Origin of the sequence: Isoptericola croceus (genome assembly GCF_029382255.1) — a bacterium.
Classification (GTDB): Bacteria; Actinomycetota; Actinomycetes; order Actinomycetales; family Cellulomonadaceae; genus Isoptericola; species Isoptericola croceus.
Map to the genome: position 1 here is coordinate 767606 of NZ_JARLLG010000001.1, position 14832 is coordinate 782437.

The following is a 14832-nucleotide window of genomic DNA, read 5'->3' on the forward strand; positions in this document are numbered from 1 at the left end:
CACGACGGCGCGAGATAGCGCACGACGGCGTGAGGTAGCGCTACTCCGGTGCAGGCCCCGTCGTCGTGCCGATCGTCAGGCCCACCGGCAGCGTCACCGTGCGGGCCTCCTCGCCCGCGAGCAGGTCGATGACGGCCTGCCCGAGGGCGGCGCCCTTCTCCCGCAACGGCTGGTGGACGCTGGTGAGCACGTCGGGGGAGAGCCAGGGCAGGTCGAGCCCGTCGAACCCGGCGATCGAGACGTCCTCGGGGATGCGCAGGCCGAGCTCGCGCGCGGCGATGACGGCGCCCGCCGCGAGCAGGTCCGAGTGCGCCACGATCGCCGTCGGGCGTTCCGCTGCCGGCACCCAGGTGGACAGGATCTCCGTCGCGGCGTCGCGACCGTGCTCGACGAGGGAGGCGGGGGTCTCCCAGGTGAGCACCGGGTCGACGGCGTCCCGCACGCCCGCGAGCCGGTTCGCCGTGGGCGTGCGGTCCGCCCGGGTCAGCCGGGTGGCGTCGACCGGCCCCGACCGCTCGCCGTGGCCGAACGGCAGCGCGATCTCGGCGATGCGCGTGTGCCCGAGAGCGACGAGGTGCCGGACGGCCTCGGCGATCCCGCCGCGGTCGTCGATGGTCACGAGCGGTGCCCCGTCGACGGGGCGTCCGTCGCCGACGACGACGCGGACGTTGCGGCGTTGCAGGGCCGCCAGGGTCGGGTCGTCGCTGAGCACGCCCCAGACGAGGACCGCCACGTCCATGGCCGCGGTCTCGAGCAGGGGGTCCACACCGTCGACGGAGCCGCTGACGCCGGGGATCAGCAGGACGCCGAGCCCCTGCGTCCCGAGCACGTCGACCAGGCCGTCGAGCACCTGGACGGCGACGGGGTCCCGGAAGGCACGGCCCGGATGGTCGCCGATGACGACGCCGACGATGCCCGAGCGCCCTCGTCGGAGCTGCCGTCCCAGCGGGTTGGGGCCGGTGTACCCCAGCGCGGCGGCGGAGGTGAGCACCTTGTCTCGGGTCTCACCGGTGATCGGCCCGGCCCCGGAGAAGGCGAGCGAGGCCGTGGACACGGAGACCCCGGCGTGCTCGGCGACCCGGGCGAGGGTCGGGCGGCTGCCTGGTGTGCGGCCCATGCGCTTCCTTCCGGCCGGCGGTGCGGGCCGCCAGCCTATCGGTGCGGTACCCCCAATGCTCGAAACGATTTGACCGATGGTCGATGCTCCGGGATCGTCGTGTCGTGAACACCTCTGTCCCTGCGGCCGCCGAGCGCCGTCTGCGTTCCGCCACCTGGGCAGTCCTCGGGGTCTTCGCCGCCGCCGGGTTCGGCATGGCGACGTGGTTCTCCCGCATCCCCGCCGTGCAGGCCGGCCTCGACTACAGCGGTTCCCAGATGGGGGTGCTGCTGCTGACTGCCTCGGTCGGCTCGATCATCGCGCTGCCCGTCTCCGGCATGATCACCTCGCGCATCGGTGCCGGCCGTGCCGTGCTGTTCTTCACCGCCGTCTCCGCGGTGGGCTACACGGTCGCGGTCCTCGGCGTCGGCGCCGCGGAGCACCTGTGGGTGCGGGCCGGACTGTTCGTCGCCGGGGTCGGTGTCGGCGTGTGGGACGCGGCGATGAACCTCGAGGGTGCGGCCGTCGAGCAGCGCCTGGGGCGCGCCATCATGCCGCGATTCCATGCCGCCTTCTCCGTGGGGACGTTCGTCGGTGCGGCGGTCGGTGCCGGCGTCATCCGGCTCGGCGTCGACCTGCTCTGGCACCTCACGGGCGTCGTCGTGCTGTACACGGTGGTCGTCGCCCTGTGCGTCCGCGCGTTCCTGCCTGCCCACGACGCCGGCCCGCAGACCTCGCTGGCCGGGGCGCAGGACACGGTCGCCGACCCGGCCGCGGCCGTCGAGCCGTCGCACGGTCACAGCCTGAAGGACACGCTCGCCACGTGGCGCGAGCCGCGCACCCTGCTGGTCGGGCTCGTCGTCCTGGGCGCCGCCCTCACCGAGGGCGCCGCCAACGACTGGGTCGGGCTGGCCGTCGTCGACGGGTTCGACGCACCGGAGGAGCTCGGCGCGACGGCGCTCGCGATCTTCCTCGGTGCGATGACGATCACGCGGCTCGCCGGCACCCGGCTGATCGACCGGCTCGGCCGGGTCTGGGTGCTGCGCGCCTCCGGCGCGTCGGCGATCGCGGGCGTGCTGCTGTTCGCCCTGGTGCCGAGCCTGCCGCTCGCCCTCGTGGGCGTCGCCCTGTGGGGCGTCGGCGCGGCGCTCGGCTTCCCCCTCGGCATGTCGGCAGCGTCGGACGAGCCTGCCCGGGCCGCGCTGCGGGTGTCCGTGGTGGCGACCATCGGCTACTCGGCGTTCTTCGTCGGCCCCGCGCTCATCGGCTTCCTGGCGGACGTCACGGGCTACCGTCTCGCGCTGCTCGTCCTGGCCGCGCCGCTGGTGCTGGCGCTGTTCGTCGCCGGCGCTGCCAGGCCGCCGCGGGAGGACGTGTCGGTGCCGAGCGAGGCTGCGTAACGACGGCGCGGGGGACCTTGCGCGCCTGCCAAGCACTGATAGCATCGATGCCATCAAGGGAGGTCGCGATGGATGCCGCTCAGAGCATCGACCCGTCCGACCAGTTCGTCGGACCGGGCCGTGACGCTGCTTCGCTGGTGCGCGAGGCACGCGCACGGCGTGGCCTGACGCAGCGGGCTCTCGCAGACCGGACCGGAGTCGCGCAGACGACGATCGCGCGCATCGAGTCGGGGAGGCACCAACCGAGCCTCGGGATGCTGTCCCGGCTGCTCGCCGGCGCCGGATTCCGGCCGAGGATCGACCTGGTGAATGCTGTCCCTCCGTCGCGCCTGCTCATCGAGCACCGGGACGCCGTGGTCGATGCCGCTCGACGCCACAAGATGGACAGGGTCCAGGTCTTCGGGTCGGTGGCACGGGGCGAGGACGGCCCGTCCTCGGACCTGGACCTCCTGGTGACGCCCCGGGACGACGCGACGCTGTTCGACCGTTCGGCGTTTGCTGCTGAGGTCGAGGATCTGCTCGGTGTCCACGTCGACGTCGTCAGCTCGACCGCGCTCCGGCCACCGCGTGACGTGTACATCCGTCGCGACGCTCGCGACCTGTGAACGATGTGAACGAGCGGGAGCTGCTTCCCGAAGGCGTCGCCGCTGATCTCGTCGACCTCGGGGATGCCCTCGATGCGTGCGGAGCGCTCGTCGAGCGTGGCAAGGAGGCCTACGCATCGGACGAGATGCTTCGGTATGCGGCGGAAGCCCTCTGCAACCGGATGGGGGAGGCGGTCCAGCGGCTCGACGCCGGCTGGCGCGAGACGATGCCGGGCGTGCCGTGGCGCGCGATCCGGGACAACCGCAACGTCGTCGTGCACGCCTACCGGGGCATCGACTACGACGAGCTCTGGCGCACGCTGACGATCGACGTCCCAGCCGTGCGGGAGGCGCTGAGGTCGGTCGTCGGTCAGGCCCGGCGCCAGCTCGTCGGCGCCGCGGACGAGGCCGCTTCCCGGGACGGTCCCAAGGACACGCCGAGAGGGCGACCGGGCTGGTAGACGTCATGGGGGAAGGGAGTGGCCCGTCCGCCGCGACGCCTGCGACCTCGTCGTAGCGGCTTCCCGAGAACGAGCGCCGCCGACGGCCTGGGCCGGTGTGCCAGCCCAGCGGAGGTCTCTCAGGCGACCTTCGCAAGATCTGCACATCACGCCTCGCTGTACGGGGGTGCGCTAGCGGGGGGTGGGCAAGATGGCGGTGTCCAGCCAGTCGAAAAGAAGAGGAATCTCATGAGAAAGACGTGTTCGATCCCCGGCCGATCGTTGGCCGCCCTGGTCGTCGACGGGCTTCTCGGGACGGGGGCGGCTGATGCCGCCATGGCGTCGCGCACCGGGAGTGAAGCGCAGAGCACGTCGAACAAGCTCATCAGCAGGGACACCAAGGCTGACGACAAGTCCACCAGGGCCATCGGACTGCTCCCGAGCGGCGCCGAGACCTCGGTCACCAACAAGAGCGGTGCCAACTCATCGGCGTCCGGGAACGCGAGCGGGATCGAACACGTCAAGGCCTGCATCTCGCGGACAGCGCTGCCGATGGCGTGCACCGCCTGGAATCAGCACCTGTGACACCTGCTCGCATCGGGTTGACGCAGGCGGTCGCGATCGCCGCGGCGACAGCACTCGTGGTGCTGTCGTTCGCGGCGCTCGTGCTGATCGACACAACCTATGACGGGCGCTACCAGCGTTCCGCCGACCGGACTCCCATCGTCACGGTCGACCACGAGATCGCTTCCTTCCGCTTTGCGCACTCCTTCTCGGCGGGGCCGGGTAGAAAATTCTCCGTCGTCTACCTGGATCCCCTCGATCGCGCTGCGCCCCCGCCCCCCGGCCTGACCCAGTGGCCCCAACCAGGTACCGCTGTTGTCTCTCCGTCTCTGGCTGACAGGGTCGACGAGATCGGCGTGGTCTATGGCGAGGTTGTGGGCACCGTCGACACCAGCGGTCTGGTACAGCCGACCGAAGACCTCGTCTATGCCGTCCCTGCACCCGCGATGTTCGATGGAAGCAACTGGGAGCACGCCGTCGGGTTCGGCGCCGCCAATCGGGTGAACATGGCCGGAGAGATCTGGATCGTCGAATACGCCGAGAGGGTGTACTACCTCGTCCTGTTCTTCCTCGTGGCACCGGCCATGGCTCTCTTGGCCACCGCCGCCCACCTGGGGGACGAGGAGCGTCGTCGTCGCCACGCGATCCTCGAAACCCTGGGCGCTCGCCCGGGCCGTCTGGTCCGCCTCGAAGCACGCCGTGCCGCGCTGCCGCTGCTGACCGGAGTTGCGGTGGCCAGCGGGGTCCTGACCGCCGGTTCGCTTGTCGATCTGCCGCTGCTCGGCGCGGGGTACTGGCTTCGATCCGAGGACTTCCGGGCAGCAGCGCCGGCACTTTGGTCGGTCGTCGCGGGGAGCATCGTCGCTGCGATCTGTGTCGTCCTCGTCGCGACCAGGCCTGCGCGCGTTCGCGGTGCCCGGCCTCGTGGTCGCGAACCGCGATACCCGGGCTGGGTAGCAGCCCTCGCCGCGGTGATCGTCCTCTTGACTGGCCGTGAGGCGATCAACCGCGTCGGAGGCAGCCTCGATGAAGCCGCGCTCTGGGTCTTCGGTGGAAGCATGCTGTCGCTGATCCTGCTGCCGACGGTCTGTGGGTGGCTGACGAGAACCTCGGGCGCACTGATCGGGGAACTGGGATCGCGCGGCGGCCACCCGGCCATGTTGGTCGCCGGTGCCCAACTACGGTCCGCGCCCCGCGGCAGTGCGCGCCTCGCTGCTGGCTGCGCGATGGCGGTGTTCTTGGTGTCTCAGATCTTCGCGATGCTCACGCTGTCCTACGCCGAGAACGCTGTCGCCGAGTCGACTGCTAAGCCTCACGACGGCTCTTATGTGGTGATCGGTGTGCCCCGGGAACGGTCGATGCAGCCCGCACTCGACCAGATTGTCGCGGACTTGGCCGAGAACTTGCACGTGGTCCATGTCGCGACCCGCGTCAGAGAGTTCCCGAACAGCGAGATCGAGTTCCCCGCCACCATCACCGGATCCGTTGCCATGCTTGAGGAATTGGGTCTGTCAGGGCTGAACGAGGTGCCCACCGAGTGGCCATGGGACGAAGTTGCCGGCTCGGGGAATCCGCTGGTGACGAGTGCCGGACCTCCGACGATCGCGGTTGGCGACGACCTCTCGTCGAGCCAGATGGTGGTGATCGACCCTGCCGGTCAGCTTGATCGGTCACAGATTCAGCACGTGCTCAATACGGTGGTGCGGCCTGGCTGGTCGGTGAGCATCCCCGGAGACGCTTGGCGGGCGGGGGCGCTGAATGCCGTTCATCAGTCACGGTGGATCGTGTGGTTCGGGGTGATCGGCTCGTCGATGCTCATGGCGGTGGTGTTCCTGCGTACCTGGCAGGCGTCGTCGCTGGCCGCCCGGCGAGGGGCTCCGCTCGCGGCGGTCTCGGGTCGTACCGGGTTGACCGTCCGTCGCGCGGTGATGCGCGGCGCTGTCGTTGCTGCGACCGTCGCCGTTGCCGGTGGTCTCGCGTCGTATCACTTGTCATGGGTCGTCGACGCTGGCGGCGCGGACGGCGGACCGGTCCGCCAGACCATCGCCGTGCTCTGTCTGCTCGCCACTGTGGCGATTTCCGGGGCGACCGCGCACGAGGTGTATGAGGGGCGGCGGGCCGTGCGGTCCTGGCGTCCTGGAGGAGAGAGGTCATGACCCAGATCGAGACAACACCACCATCTGACACGTGTTCAGCCGCGGCGCTGTCCTGCCGGCAGGTCCGCTACCGAGCGGGGCGGACCACGATCCTGGATGGCGTGGACCTCTGTGTCGCCGGCGGGCGGTCGGCGGCGATCCAGGGAAGGTCTGGTTCGGGGAAGTCCACGCTGCTCGCCGTCCTGATGGGGCTGATTCGCCCGACAGGCGGCAGCGTTCGGGTCGGCGAGACGGAGATGTCGACTCTCTCCCGCTCCCGACGTGCCGACCTGCGCGGCCAGCACATCGGTGTCGTCTTCCAGAATGCCGAGCTGCTGGACGAGCTCACGGCGATCGAGAACGTGATGCTTCCGGCCCTGCTCACCCACCAGGAAAAGGCCGCCGCGCGGACGCGGGCCCACGGCCTGCTCGATGAGCTCGAGATCCCGGCCGATCGGTCGACGGCGGTGCTCTCTGGAGGCGAACGGCAGCGCGTCGCCATGGCGCGGGCACTGATCAACGGGCCAGGGCTGGTCCTCGCCGACGAACCGACCGGTGCGCTCGACGCGGAGCTGCGCGAGACCTCAGCCGATCTCCTCTTCAGTCTCCCCGCAAGCACCGGGTGTGCCCTGCTCGTCGTCACCCATGATCCAGCCGTCGCCTCCCGAGCGGATGAACGGTACGTCATGGACACCGGTCGCCTGGCGCCGTCTACCCTGGACGGGTGAGCCAGACCGCCGCCAGCACCGCGACCGAGCCGACCGACGCCGTCGGGCCGGAGCCCTCGCCGACCCTCGCCGACCTGACCACGCTGCGGGTCGGCGGCCCGGTCGAGACGTATGTCGAGGCGACGACGGAGGCCGAGCTGATCGATGCCGTGCGGTCGGCGGACGATGCCGGCACGCCGTTGCTGGTCGTCGGTGGGGGCTCCAACTTGCTGGTCGCCGACGAGGGGTTCGACGGCGTGGTCGTGCGGGACGTGCGCCAGGGACTGGAGGCGGACCTGGCGGACTCCTGCGGTACGGACGGTGCCTGCGGTGGGGCGAGCCTGAGCCTGCCTGCGGGGCAGGACTGGGACACGTTCGTGGCACAGGCGGTGGCGAACGAGTGGGTCGGGGTCGAGGCGCTGTCCGGCATCCCGGGGACCGTGGGCGCGGCCCCGGTGCAGAACATCGGTGCGTACGGCCAGGAAGTCTCCGGTGTGGTGGCGTCGGTGCAGACCTGGGACCGGGCGACGGGGCAGCGCAAGCTCCTGACCCTGTCCGAGCTGGGCTTCGGCTACCGCTCGAGCGTGCTCAAGCGCACGATGCGTGCGGACCAGGCGACGGGCGCTGCCGACCTCTGGTACCCGACGCCGCGCTACGTGGTGCTGCAGGTGAACTTGCAGATGCGCCTGGGGTCGCTCTCCGCGCCGGTCGGGTACGCGGAGCTCGCGCGCCGCCTCGGTGTCGAGGTCGGCCAGCGGGCGCCGTCCGCCGAGGTGCGCGAGGCCGTGCTGGAGCTGCGCGGCGGCAAGGGCATGCTGCTGGACGGCGTGGGGGGTGCGGCGGCGCCGGACCACGACCGGTGGAGCGCCGGATCGTTCTTCACCAACCCGGTGGTGCCGATCGAGGCGGCGGGCCGGCTGCCCGACGACGCTCCGCGGTACCCGGTGCGGTCGGCGACGCCGACCACGACGACGGGCCCGGCGCTCGGTGAGATCGACCCGTCGGTCGTCAAGACGTCCGCGGCGTGGCTGATCGAGCACGCGGGCTTCACCAAGGGGTTCGGCCTGGCGGGGGAGCACTCCCCGGCACGGCTGTCGACGCGTCACACGCTGGCCGTGACGAACCGGGGCGGCGCGACGGCGCAGGACCTGGTGGCGCTGGCGCGCGCGGTCCGCGACGGGGTCCGCGACGAGTTCGGCATCGACCTGGAGCCGGAACCGGTCCTCGTCGGCCTCGCTCTCTGAGCAGCGGGTCGCGCCCGCGCCAGCTCGGCGCGGTCAGCGGCGGGCGACCGTCAGCGGACGACGACCGGTGTGCCCTGCGGCATGCCCCAGGAGTCCCACAACCAGTCCATCGCCGAGTTCGACACCCGGATGCACCCGTGCGAGGCCGGCCACGGGGGGATCGACGGCGACCCGTGCACGGCGATGGCTCCGGTGAAGTACTTCGGCCGGTACATCGACCCGAGCTCGAGGGTCGACTCGTGCAGGTAGTCGCGCTCCATGTACACCGCGAACTTCCCGCGCGGCGTGCTCGCCCGGTAGCTGCGTCCCTTCGCCTCGAACGTCTCGCCGTTGCCCGAGGAGGCGTTGATGGTGCGCACCACACGGCCGTCCTCGACGGCCAGCACGAGCTGGCGGTCGAGGTCGATCTCGACGACCTTGCCCGACGACGACGTCGCGCTCGGCCGCACGCCGTCCTTCAGCGCCTTGCGTGTCTTGGGCCCGACCACGCCGTCCCGGCCCAGACCCGCCGTCTTCTGCAGCGCCCACACCGCCTGCTGCGTCTGCGGTCCGAACGAGCCGTCGGCCTCGGGAAGGAAGTAGCCGAGGTCGACGAGCTGCTCCTGCAGCGCCCGGACCTTCTTGCCGGAGGCTCCGTGCTCGAGATGCTGCGGCTTCTTGTCCGCCTTCTTCTCGGCCTGCTCGGTCTCGTCGCCTGCCTCGGCGCCGTCGGTCGCCTCATCGTCCTCGCCGGCGGCCTCCGGCTCCTCGGTGTCCTCGGCGGAGGGCTCGTCGTCCGGTTCCTGCGAGGGCTCCTCGCTCGGCGACGGGCTCTGCACCTCGGGCGTCGCGCTCGGGGAGGCGCTCGCCGGCACCTCGGCCGGGGGCTCCACCGCGTCCGACGGCGTCGGGCTGGTCTCCTGCGACGGTCCCGTCGCCGTCGGTGCGGCGGACGAGGCCGCCGCCGGGTCAGGTCCGGTGGGATCGGACAGCGCTGCGCAGCCGGGGACGAGCAGCAGCGAGAGGCCTGCTGCGGCCGCGACGAGGCATCGGCGCAGGGCAGTCGTGGTCGTCGTCATCGTGCTCCATCTCTCCGGGACCGGCCGTGTGCGGGCCGTGCCCGCCGTCGCGGGTCTCTACCCTGCCGTGACGGAGCGCGCATGGCGAGCCTGGACACCGTCCGACAGGTGATCGACACCGTCTCGTGACCTGAGCGACGCCTCGTCGCCTTGGCGCCTCTTCGTGCGGCGGTCATCCCCCGACGGGAGGTGACGGCGGGGGGAACCCGGTGACCGGGCGGGCGGTCTCTTCGTCGGCCAACCAGTCGTCCACCCCGGCGAGCAACCGCTGCTTGGTCCCCTGCGAGGCGCGTGAGCCCCGGATCGAGGCGCGCGCGAGGTTCGCGAGCTCGGGGTCCGTGAAGCCGTGCAGGGTCCGCGAGGTCTCGTACTGGTGCACCAGCCGCGAGCCGAACAACAGGGGATCGTCCGCGCCGAGCGCCACCTGCGCCCCGGCGTCGACCAGCTCGCGCAGGGGGACGTCGTCGTCCCGCTCGTAGACGCCCAGGCTTACGTTGGACGCCGGGCACACCTCGAGCGTCACCCCCGACTCGACGAGCGAGCCGAGCAGCGTGGGGTCCTCCACGGAGCGCACCCCGTGGCCGAGCCGGTCAGGGGCCAGGGCGCCGACGACCTCACGCAGGTGTGCCGGGCCCAGCAGCTCGCCGCCGTGCGGCACCGAGGCCAGCCCGGCGCGGCGCGCGATGCGGAACGCGTGCGCGAACTCCGAGGTGTCGCCTCGGCGCTCGTCGTTGCTCAGTCCGAAGCCGACCACCTCGCCGGGCCCGTCGCCGGCGTACCGGGCCGCGAGCCGGGCGAGGGTCCGGGCGTCCAGCGGGTGCCTCATGCGCGAGGCGGCGACGACGACGGCGACCTCCACCCCGTGCGCGGCGCTCGCTGCCCGGGCCTCGTCGAGCACGATCTCCACGGCCGGCGTGATGCCACCGACGAACGGGGCGTACGAGGTGGGGTCCACCTGGATCTCGAGCCGGCCCGAACCCTCGGCGGCGTCGTCGGCCGCGGCCTCGTCGACCAGCCGGCGCATGTCGGCCTCCGAGCGGACGCAGTGCCGGGCGGCGTCGTACAGCCGCTGGAACCGGAACCAGCCCCGTTCGTCCGCCGGCACCCGGAGCGCGACGCCGTCCGTCAGGGCGGACGGCAGCCGCACCCCGTGCTGGTCGGACATCTCGCGCAGGGAGGAGACCCGTAGCGACCCCGTGAAGTGCAGGTGCAGGTGGGCCTTCGGGAGCTTCGCCAGGTCACGCACCCGCCTAGTCTGTCATCGTCCGGACGACCCGCCGCGGGCCGCGGCGGGGGAGCCCGGCCGACCCTGTGAGACGTGTGACAGACCTGTCCGCGCGGGCGGTTCGACCCACGGCGCGGTGTCGCGTACAGTTGTCCCTCGGTGGTTGACGGCCGCCACGCTGGACCGCGCCCGCAGGGCTCGACCGGTGCGTCGTCGTCGGGCACGAAGGGTAGTGGCGCAATTGGTAGCGCAGCGGTCTCCAAAACCGCAGGTTGCAGGTTCGAGTCCTGTCTACCCTGCCAGCGTGATCCCCCGCGGGGCCGCGCGCAGCGGGGCCATGCGATCACGCGTGACCCGAACGCCAGGAGTCTGTGCCGTGGGTACGTCGCCGGCAGGCGGCGTGGCTGCGGTGTGATCGCGAAACGGGGTAGGTCGAAGTGAGCGAGTTGCCGGCTGAGGCCGCTGGGACGCACGATGCCGGACAGGGCAAGGAGCGTCGCGGCATCTTCGCCCGCATCGCGCTGTTCATCCGCCAGATCGTGGGTGAGCTCCGCAAGGTGGTCACCCCGACCCGTGCGGAGCTGATCAACTACACGATCGTCGTGATCGTGTTCGTCACGGTGGCGATGCTCTTCGTCACCGGGCTCGACCTCGTCGTCGGCCAGGGCGCCGGCTGGCTCTTCGGGAACTGATCCCGACCAGCTGTCGAACGCCCGGTCCGTAGCCCACATCCGAAGCCAGAAAGCAGGTTCGTTCGTGTCCCAGGATCCTCTGGAGCAGGCGGAGAACGTCGACCCCACGCAGCCTGACGCCACCGGCGTCGAGGCCGACCACGACGTGCCCGACGACGCGGAGGCCACCGAGGCGGCGGACGTCACCGACGAGCCGGCCGAAGACGCCGACGTCGCCGAGCAGGCCGAGACCGAGCCGGCCGACGACGCCGACGTCACCGCGGAGATCGAGGACCCCGCCGACGAGCTCCGTCGCACGCTGCGTGCGCAGCTGGGCGACTGGTACGTCATCCACTCCTACGCGGGCTACGAGAACCGGGTGAAAGCCAACCTGGAGAACCGCATCCAGAGCCTCAACATGGAGGACTACATCTTCCAGGTCGAGGTCCCCATGGAGGAGGTGACCGAGATCAAGAACGCGCAGAAGAAGACCGTCCGTCGCGTCCGGATCCCCGGTTACGTCCTGGTGCGCATGGACCTCACCGACGAGTCGTGGGGCGCCGTGCGCCACACGCCGGGCGTCACCGGCTTCGTCGGGCACACCCACCAGCCGGTCCCGCTGTCGCTGGACGAGGTCTTCGGGATGCTCGCCCCCACCATGCTCGAGGAGCCCGCCAAGAAGGCCGCCGCCGGCGCCGGTGCGGGAACCGGTGGCGCGTCTGCTCGACCGTCCATCGAGGTCGACTTCGAGGTCGGCGAGTCGGTCACCGTCACGGACGGACCGTTCGACACGCTGCCCGCCACCATCTCCGAGATCAACGCCGAGGCCCAGAAGCTCAAGGTCCTCGTCTCCATCTTCGGCCGGGAGACCCCGGTCGAGCTGTCGTTCAACCAGGTCGCCAAGATCTGACCGGCGCGCCGGTCTCCGGCGCACCGCGCGAACGGCGTCATGCAACCGGGTCATCGCCCACGGCGTCGGCCCATGACACAGGAAGGGGAAGCACCATGCCTCCCAAGAAGAAGGTCTCCGGCCTCATCAAGCTCCAGATCCAGGCCGGGGCCGCGAACCCCGCCCCGCCGATCGGCCCCGCGCTGGGTCAGCACGGCGTGAACATCATGGAGTTCTGCAAGGCCTACAACGCGGCCACCGAGTCGCAGCGCGGCAACGTGGTGCCGGTGGAGATCACGGTCTACGAGGACCGTTCCTTCACGTTCATCACGAAGACCCCGCCGGCCGCGGAGCTCATCAAGAAGGCCGCTGGTGTGGCCAAGGGGTCGGCGACGCCGCACACCGTCAAGGTCGCGCAGCTCACCCAGGACCAGGTCCGGGAGATCGCCGAGACCAAGATGCCGGACATCAACGCGAACGACATCGACGCCGCGAAGAAGATCATCGCCGGCACCGCTCGTTCGATGGGCATCACCGTCGCGGAGTGACGGAGCGCAGGCGGAGGTAGGACGAGCGGAGCGAGTCCTGCCGAAGCCGGAGCGCAGTCGCTCCGCGACCGGAAGACCGTTCAGGACTGACGTCCACCCCCGTCCATCGAGGACGAACAAGCCCCGGCGACAGTCGTCGGGCACGTGGGAGGGTCCGCGCAGACCCGTCGACCACGACTGCAGCAAGGAGAACGCAGATGGCACAGCGCAGCAAGGCGTACCGCGCCGCCGCGGCGAAGATCGACCGCGACAACCTGTACACGCCCCTCGAGGCCGTGAAGATGGCCAAGGAGTCCGCCTCCTCGAAGGCGGACGTGACCCTCGAGGTCGCCTTCCGTCTCGGCGTCGACCCCCGCAAGGCGGACCAGCTGGTCCGCGGCACGGTCAACCTGCCGCACGGCACCGGCAAGACGGCCCGCGTGATCGTCTTCGCGAACGGCGCCAAGGCCGAGGAGGCCATGGCGGCCGGCGCCGACGAGGTCGGCAGCGACGAGCTCATCGCCAAGGTGGCCGGCGGCTACACCGACTTCGACGCGGCCGTCGCCACGCCGGACCTCATGGGCAAGGTCGGGCGCCTCGGTAAGGTCCTCGGTCCCCGCGGCCTCATGCCGAACCCGAAGACCGGCACCGTGACCATGGACGTCACCAAGGCCGTGAACGACATCAAGGGCGGCAAGATCGAGTTCCGCGTCGACAAGCACGCGAACCTCCACTTCATCATCGGCAAGGCCTCGTTCTCCGAGGAGCAGCTGGTGGAGAACTACGGCGCCGCCCTCGACGAAGTCCTGCGGTTGAAGCCGTCGTCCTCGAAGGGCCGCTACATCACCAAGGCGACGCTCGCGACGACGTTCGGCCCGGGCATCCCGCTCGACCAGTCGCGCACCACGCGCCTGCTGGAGAGCTGACACCAGCCTCCGCACCACGACGGCCCGGCACCCTCCTCGCGAGGGTGCCGGGCCGTCGTCGTCCGCAAGAGATCTCGCGACCGACGTATCAGACGCGCGTCCCGCCCCTCCCTCTCGACGACAGAGCTGATCGTGCGGAGGGTGAAATCTCATGGGCGGACCCGGAGGGCGCCGCGGGGCGCACTGTGCCGCCCTAGGCTCGTGGGCAGCCGTCGGATCGTCCGGCGCACCGGATCACGAGGACGCGCGACGAGAGATGACCAGTCCACCGGAGACGGAGAGCCTGGGTGATCGAGCCGCGGCAGCGCTGCTCGGGTATCGCGTGGGCCGCACCGAGGCCATGAGCGAGTTCGTCCGGGAGGCGACGCCGCTGCTGTGGCGGACGGTGCGGGCGCAGGGTGTCGCCCGCGAGGTGGCCGACGACGTCGTCCAGCAGACGTGGACGGCCCTGGTAGGCCACGCCGAGACGATCTCCGAGCCCAAGGCCACCCTCAAGTGGCTGCTCGTGACGGCTCGGCGCGCCGCCTGGGAGGCCGTCCGCAAGGGGCGTGCCGACGAGGTGCGGCGTACGGAGCTGCCCGACGACGACGCCGACGCCTCGGGGATGCTGCCGGACCCGAGTCCGGGCCCGGAGGCCGAGGTCCTGCAGGACGAGCGGGACCGCCTGCTGTGGGGCGCGCTGCGCGAGCTGCCGGATCGCTGCCAGGAGCTGCTGCGCCTTGTCTCCCTCGCCGACCGTCCGGACTACCGGTCCATCTCCGCCGCGATCGGCATGCCGATCGGGAGCATCGGCGCCACCCGGGGGCGGTGCCTCGCCAAGCTGCGAGCCGTCCTCACCGAGCAGGGGGAGACCTCATGGACATGACCGATCTCGACGACGTGCCCGGCGCTGACGAGCCGTTGGGCGGCACGGACCTCGCGCTGCTCGCCCGGGTGGCCGAGCTGAGCGAGCGGGTCGACCCCGTCCCGGAGGGGCTCGTGGAGCGGTCGTGCTTCGCCATGACGCTCGCCGGCCTCGAGTCGGAGGTCATGGACCTCATGGTCCTCGAGGTCCCGGCCGGTTCGGTGCGCGGCGACGCGTCGCCGCTGGAGACGCGCACCATCACCTTCACGCACGAACGCCTGACCGTGATGATCGCGCTGTCGCCGGGCAACCTGCCGGGGACGGTGCGCGTCGATGGCTGGCTCGCGCCCACGGGCGCCCTGCCGATCGTGCTGCGCCGGCCCGACGGAGACCTCAGCACCACCGCCGACGACGACGGGCGGTTCGTCCTGGAGGACGTCCCGCGCGGGCTGGCCAGCCTGCTCGTGGAGCAGGACGACGTGCCGATCACCACGCCCGTCATCGAGCTGTAGACCCTTTCCC

At 71.2% G+C, this 14832-nt stretch carries 16 protein-coding genes and 1 tRNA gene; 14 read left to right on the forward strand and 3 right to left on the reverse strand.

The features are described from left to right. Positions 1 to 40: 40 nt before the first annotated feature. On the reverse strand, positions 41 to 1117 hold the full coding sequence (locus PZC42_RS03535; RefSeq protein ID WP_277208466.1) for a LacI family DNA-binding transcriptional regulator: 1077 nt from the start codon (positions 1115 to 1117) through the stop codon (positions 41 to 43). Between the two features lie 83 nt (positions 1118 to 1200). Here PZC42_RS03535 and PZC42_RS03540 point away from each other — a divergent pair, with 83 nt between their 5' ends. The 7 genes from PZC42_RS03540 to PZC42_RS03570 all read left to right on the forward strand — a co-directional run bounded on the left by PZC42_RS03540 (position 1201) and on the right by PZC42_RS03570 (position 8170). After that, positions 1201 to 2496 (forward strand): MFS transporter, encoded by a 1296-nt coding sequence (locus PZC42_RS03540; protein WP_368860248.1) that lies wholly within the window; start codon positions 1201 to 1203, stop codon positions 2494 to 2496. Between the two features lie 68 nt (positions 2497 to 2564). Next, the gene (locus PZC42_RS03545) at positions 2565 to 3101 is read left to right on the forward strand and encodes an XRE family transcriptional regulator (protein ID WP_277208470.1); all 537 of its coding nucleotides are present in this window, start codon (positions 2565 to 2567) and stop codon (positions 3099 to 3101) included. Beyond that, the gene (locus PZC42_RS03550; RefSeq protein ID WP_277208473.1) at positions 3098 to 3541 is read left to right on the forward strand and encodes a HepT-like ribonuclease domain-containing protein; all 444 of its coding nucleotides are present in this window, start codon (positions 3098 to 3100) and stop codon (positions 3539 to 3541) included. Before PZC42_RS03545 ends, PZC42_RS03550 begins: the two co-directional genes overlap by 4 nt. Before the next feature lie 228 nt (positions 3542 to 3769). Next, positions 3770 to 4105, forward strand: a complete 336-nt coding sequence (locus tag PZC42_RS03555; protein ID WP_277208475.1) for a hypothetical protein — start codon at positions 3770 to 3772, stop codon at positions 4103 to 4105. Continuing rightward, positions 4102 to 6240: an ABC transporter permease family protein gene (locus PZC42_RS03560; protein WP_277208478.1), complete on the forward strand. Its 2139-nt coding sequence runs from the start codon at positions 4102 to 4104 to the stop codon at positions 6238 to 6240. Before PZC42_RS03555 ends, PZC42_RS03560 begins: the two co-directional genes overlap by 4 nt. A gap of 101 nt (positions 6241 to 6341) precedes the next feature. Beyond that, entirely contained in the window at positions 6342 to 6947 is a 606-nt protein-coding gene (locus PZC42_RS03565) for an ABC transporter ATP-binding protein (RefSeq protein ID WP_277208480.1), read from the forward strand. Beyond that, the gene (locus tag PZC42_RS03570; RefSeq protein ID WP_438802896.1) at positions 6944 to 8170 is read left to right on the forward strand and encodes a UDP-N-acetylmuramate dehydrogenase; all 1227 of its coding nucleotides are present in this window, start codon (positions 6944 to 6946) and stop codon (positions 8168 to 8170) included. The genes PZC42_RS03565 and PZC42_RS03570 overlap by 4 nt, the downstream gene beginning before the upstream one ends. 50 nt (positions 8171 to 8220) lie before the next feature. Here PZC42_RS03570 and PZC42_RS03575 read toward each other — a convergent pair whose 3' ends face one another. Together PZC42_RS03575 and PZC42_RS03580 are read right to left on the reverse strand one after the other, a co-directional pair. Then, positions 8221 to 9228, reverse strand: a complete 1008-nt coding sequence (locus tag PZC42_RS03575) for a L,D-transpeptidase family protein (RefSeq protein WP_277208483.1) — start codon at positions 9226 to 9228, stop codon at positions 8221 to 8223. A 172-nt stretch (positions 9229 to 9400) separates the two neighbouring features. Further along, positions 9401 to 10474, reverse strand: a complete 1074-nt coding sequence (locus PZC42_RS03580) for an adenosine deaminase (RefSeq protein WP_277208486.1) — start codon at positions 10472 to 10474, stop codon at positions 9401 to 9403. 205 nt (positions 10475 to 10679) lie between these two features. Between PZC42_RS03580 and PZC42_RS03585 the strand changes: the two genes are divergently transcribed. The 7 genes from PZC42_RS03585 (at position 10680) to PZC42_RS03615 (ending at position 14822) form a co-directional block, all read left to right on the forward strand. After that, a tRNA-Trp gene (locus PZC42_RS03585) sits at positions 10680 to 10755 on the forward strand. Positions 10756 to 10890: 135 nt separating this feature from the next. Then, the gene (gene secE / locus PZC42_RS03590; protein ID WP_277208490.1) at positions 10891 to 11145 is read left to right on the forward strand and encodes a preprotein translocase subunit SecE; all 255 of its coding nucleotides are present in this window, start codon (positions 10891 to 10893) and stop codon (positions 11143 to 11145) included. Between the two features lie 64 nt (positions 11146 to 11209). Next, positions 11210 to 12034 (forward strand): transcription termination/antitermination protein NusG, encoded by an 825-nt coding sequence (gene nusG / locus PZC42_RS03595; RefSeq protein ID WP_277208492.1) that lies wholly within the window; start codon positions 11210 to 11212, stop codon positions 12032 to 12034. Positions 12035 to 12129: 95 nt separating this feature from the next. Further along, positions 12130 to 12561, forward strand: a complete 432-nt coding sequence (gene rplK, locus PZC42_RS03600; protein ID WP_277208495.1) for a 50S ribosomal protein L11 — start codon at positions 12130 to 12132, stop codon at positions 12559 to 12561. 197 nt (positions 12562 to 12758) lie between these two features. Further along, positions 12759 to 13466, forward strand: a complete 708-nt coding sequence (rplA, locus tag PZC42_RS03605) for a 50S ribosomal protein L1 (protein WP_277208498.1) — start codon at positions 12759 to 12761, stop codon at positions 13464 to 13466. A gap of 256 nt (positions 13467 to 13722) precedes the next feature. Beyond that, positions 13723 to 14331, forward strand: coding sequence for an RNA polymerase sigma factor (locus tag PZC42_RS03610; protein WP_277208500.1), 609 nt, complete (start codon positions 13723 to 13725; stop codon positions 14329 to 14331). After that, positions 14322 to 14822 (forward strand): hypothetical protein, encoded by a 501-nt coding sequence (locus PZC42_RS03615; protein ID WP_277208503.1) that lies wholly within the window; start codon positions 14322 to 14324, stop codon positions 14820 to 14822. Before PZC42_RS03610 ends, PZC42_RS03615 begins: the two co-directional genes overlap by 10 nt. Positions 14823 to 14832 lie beyond the last annotated feature (10 nt).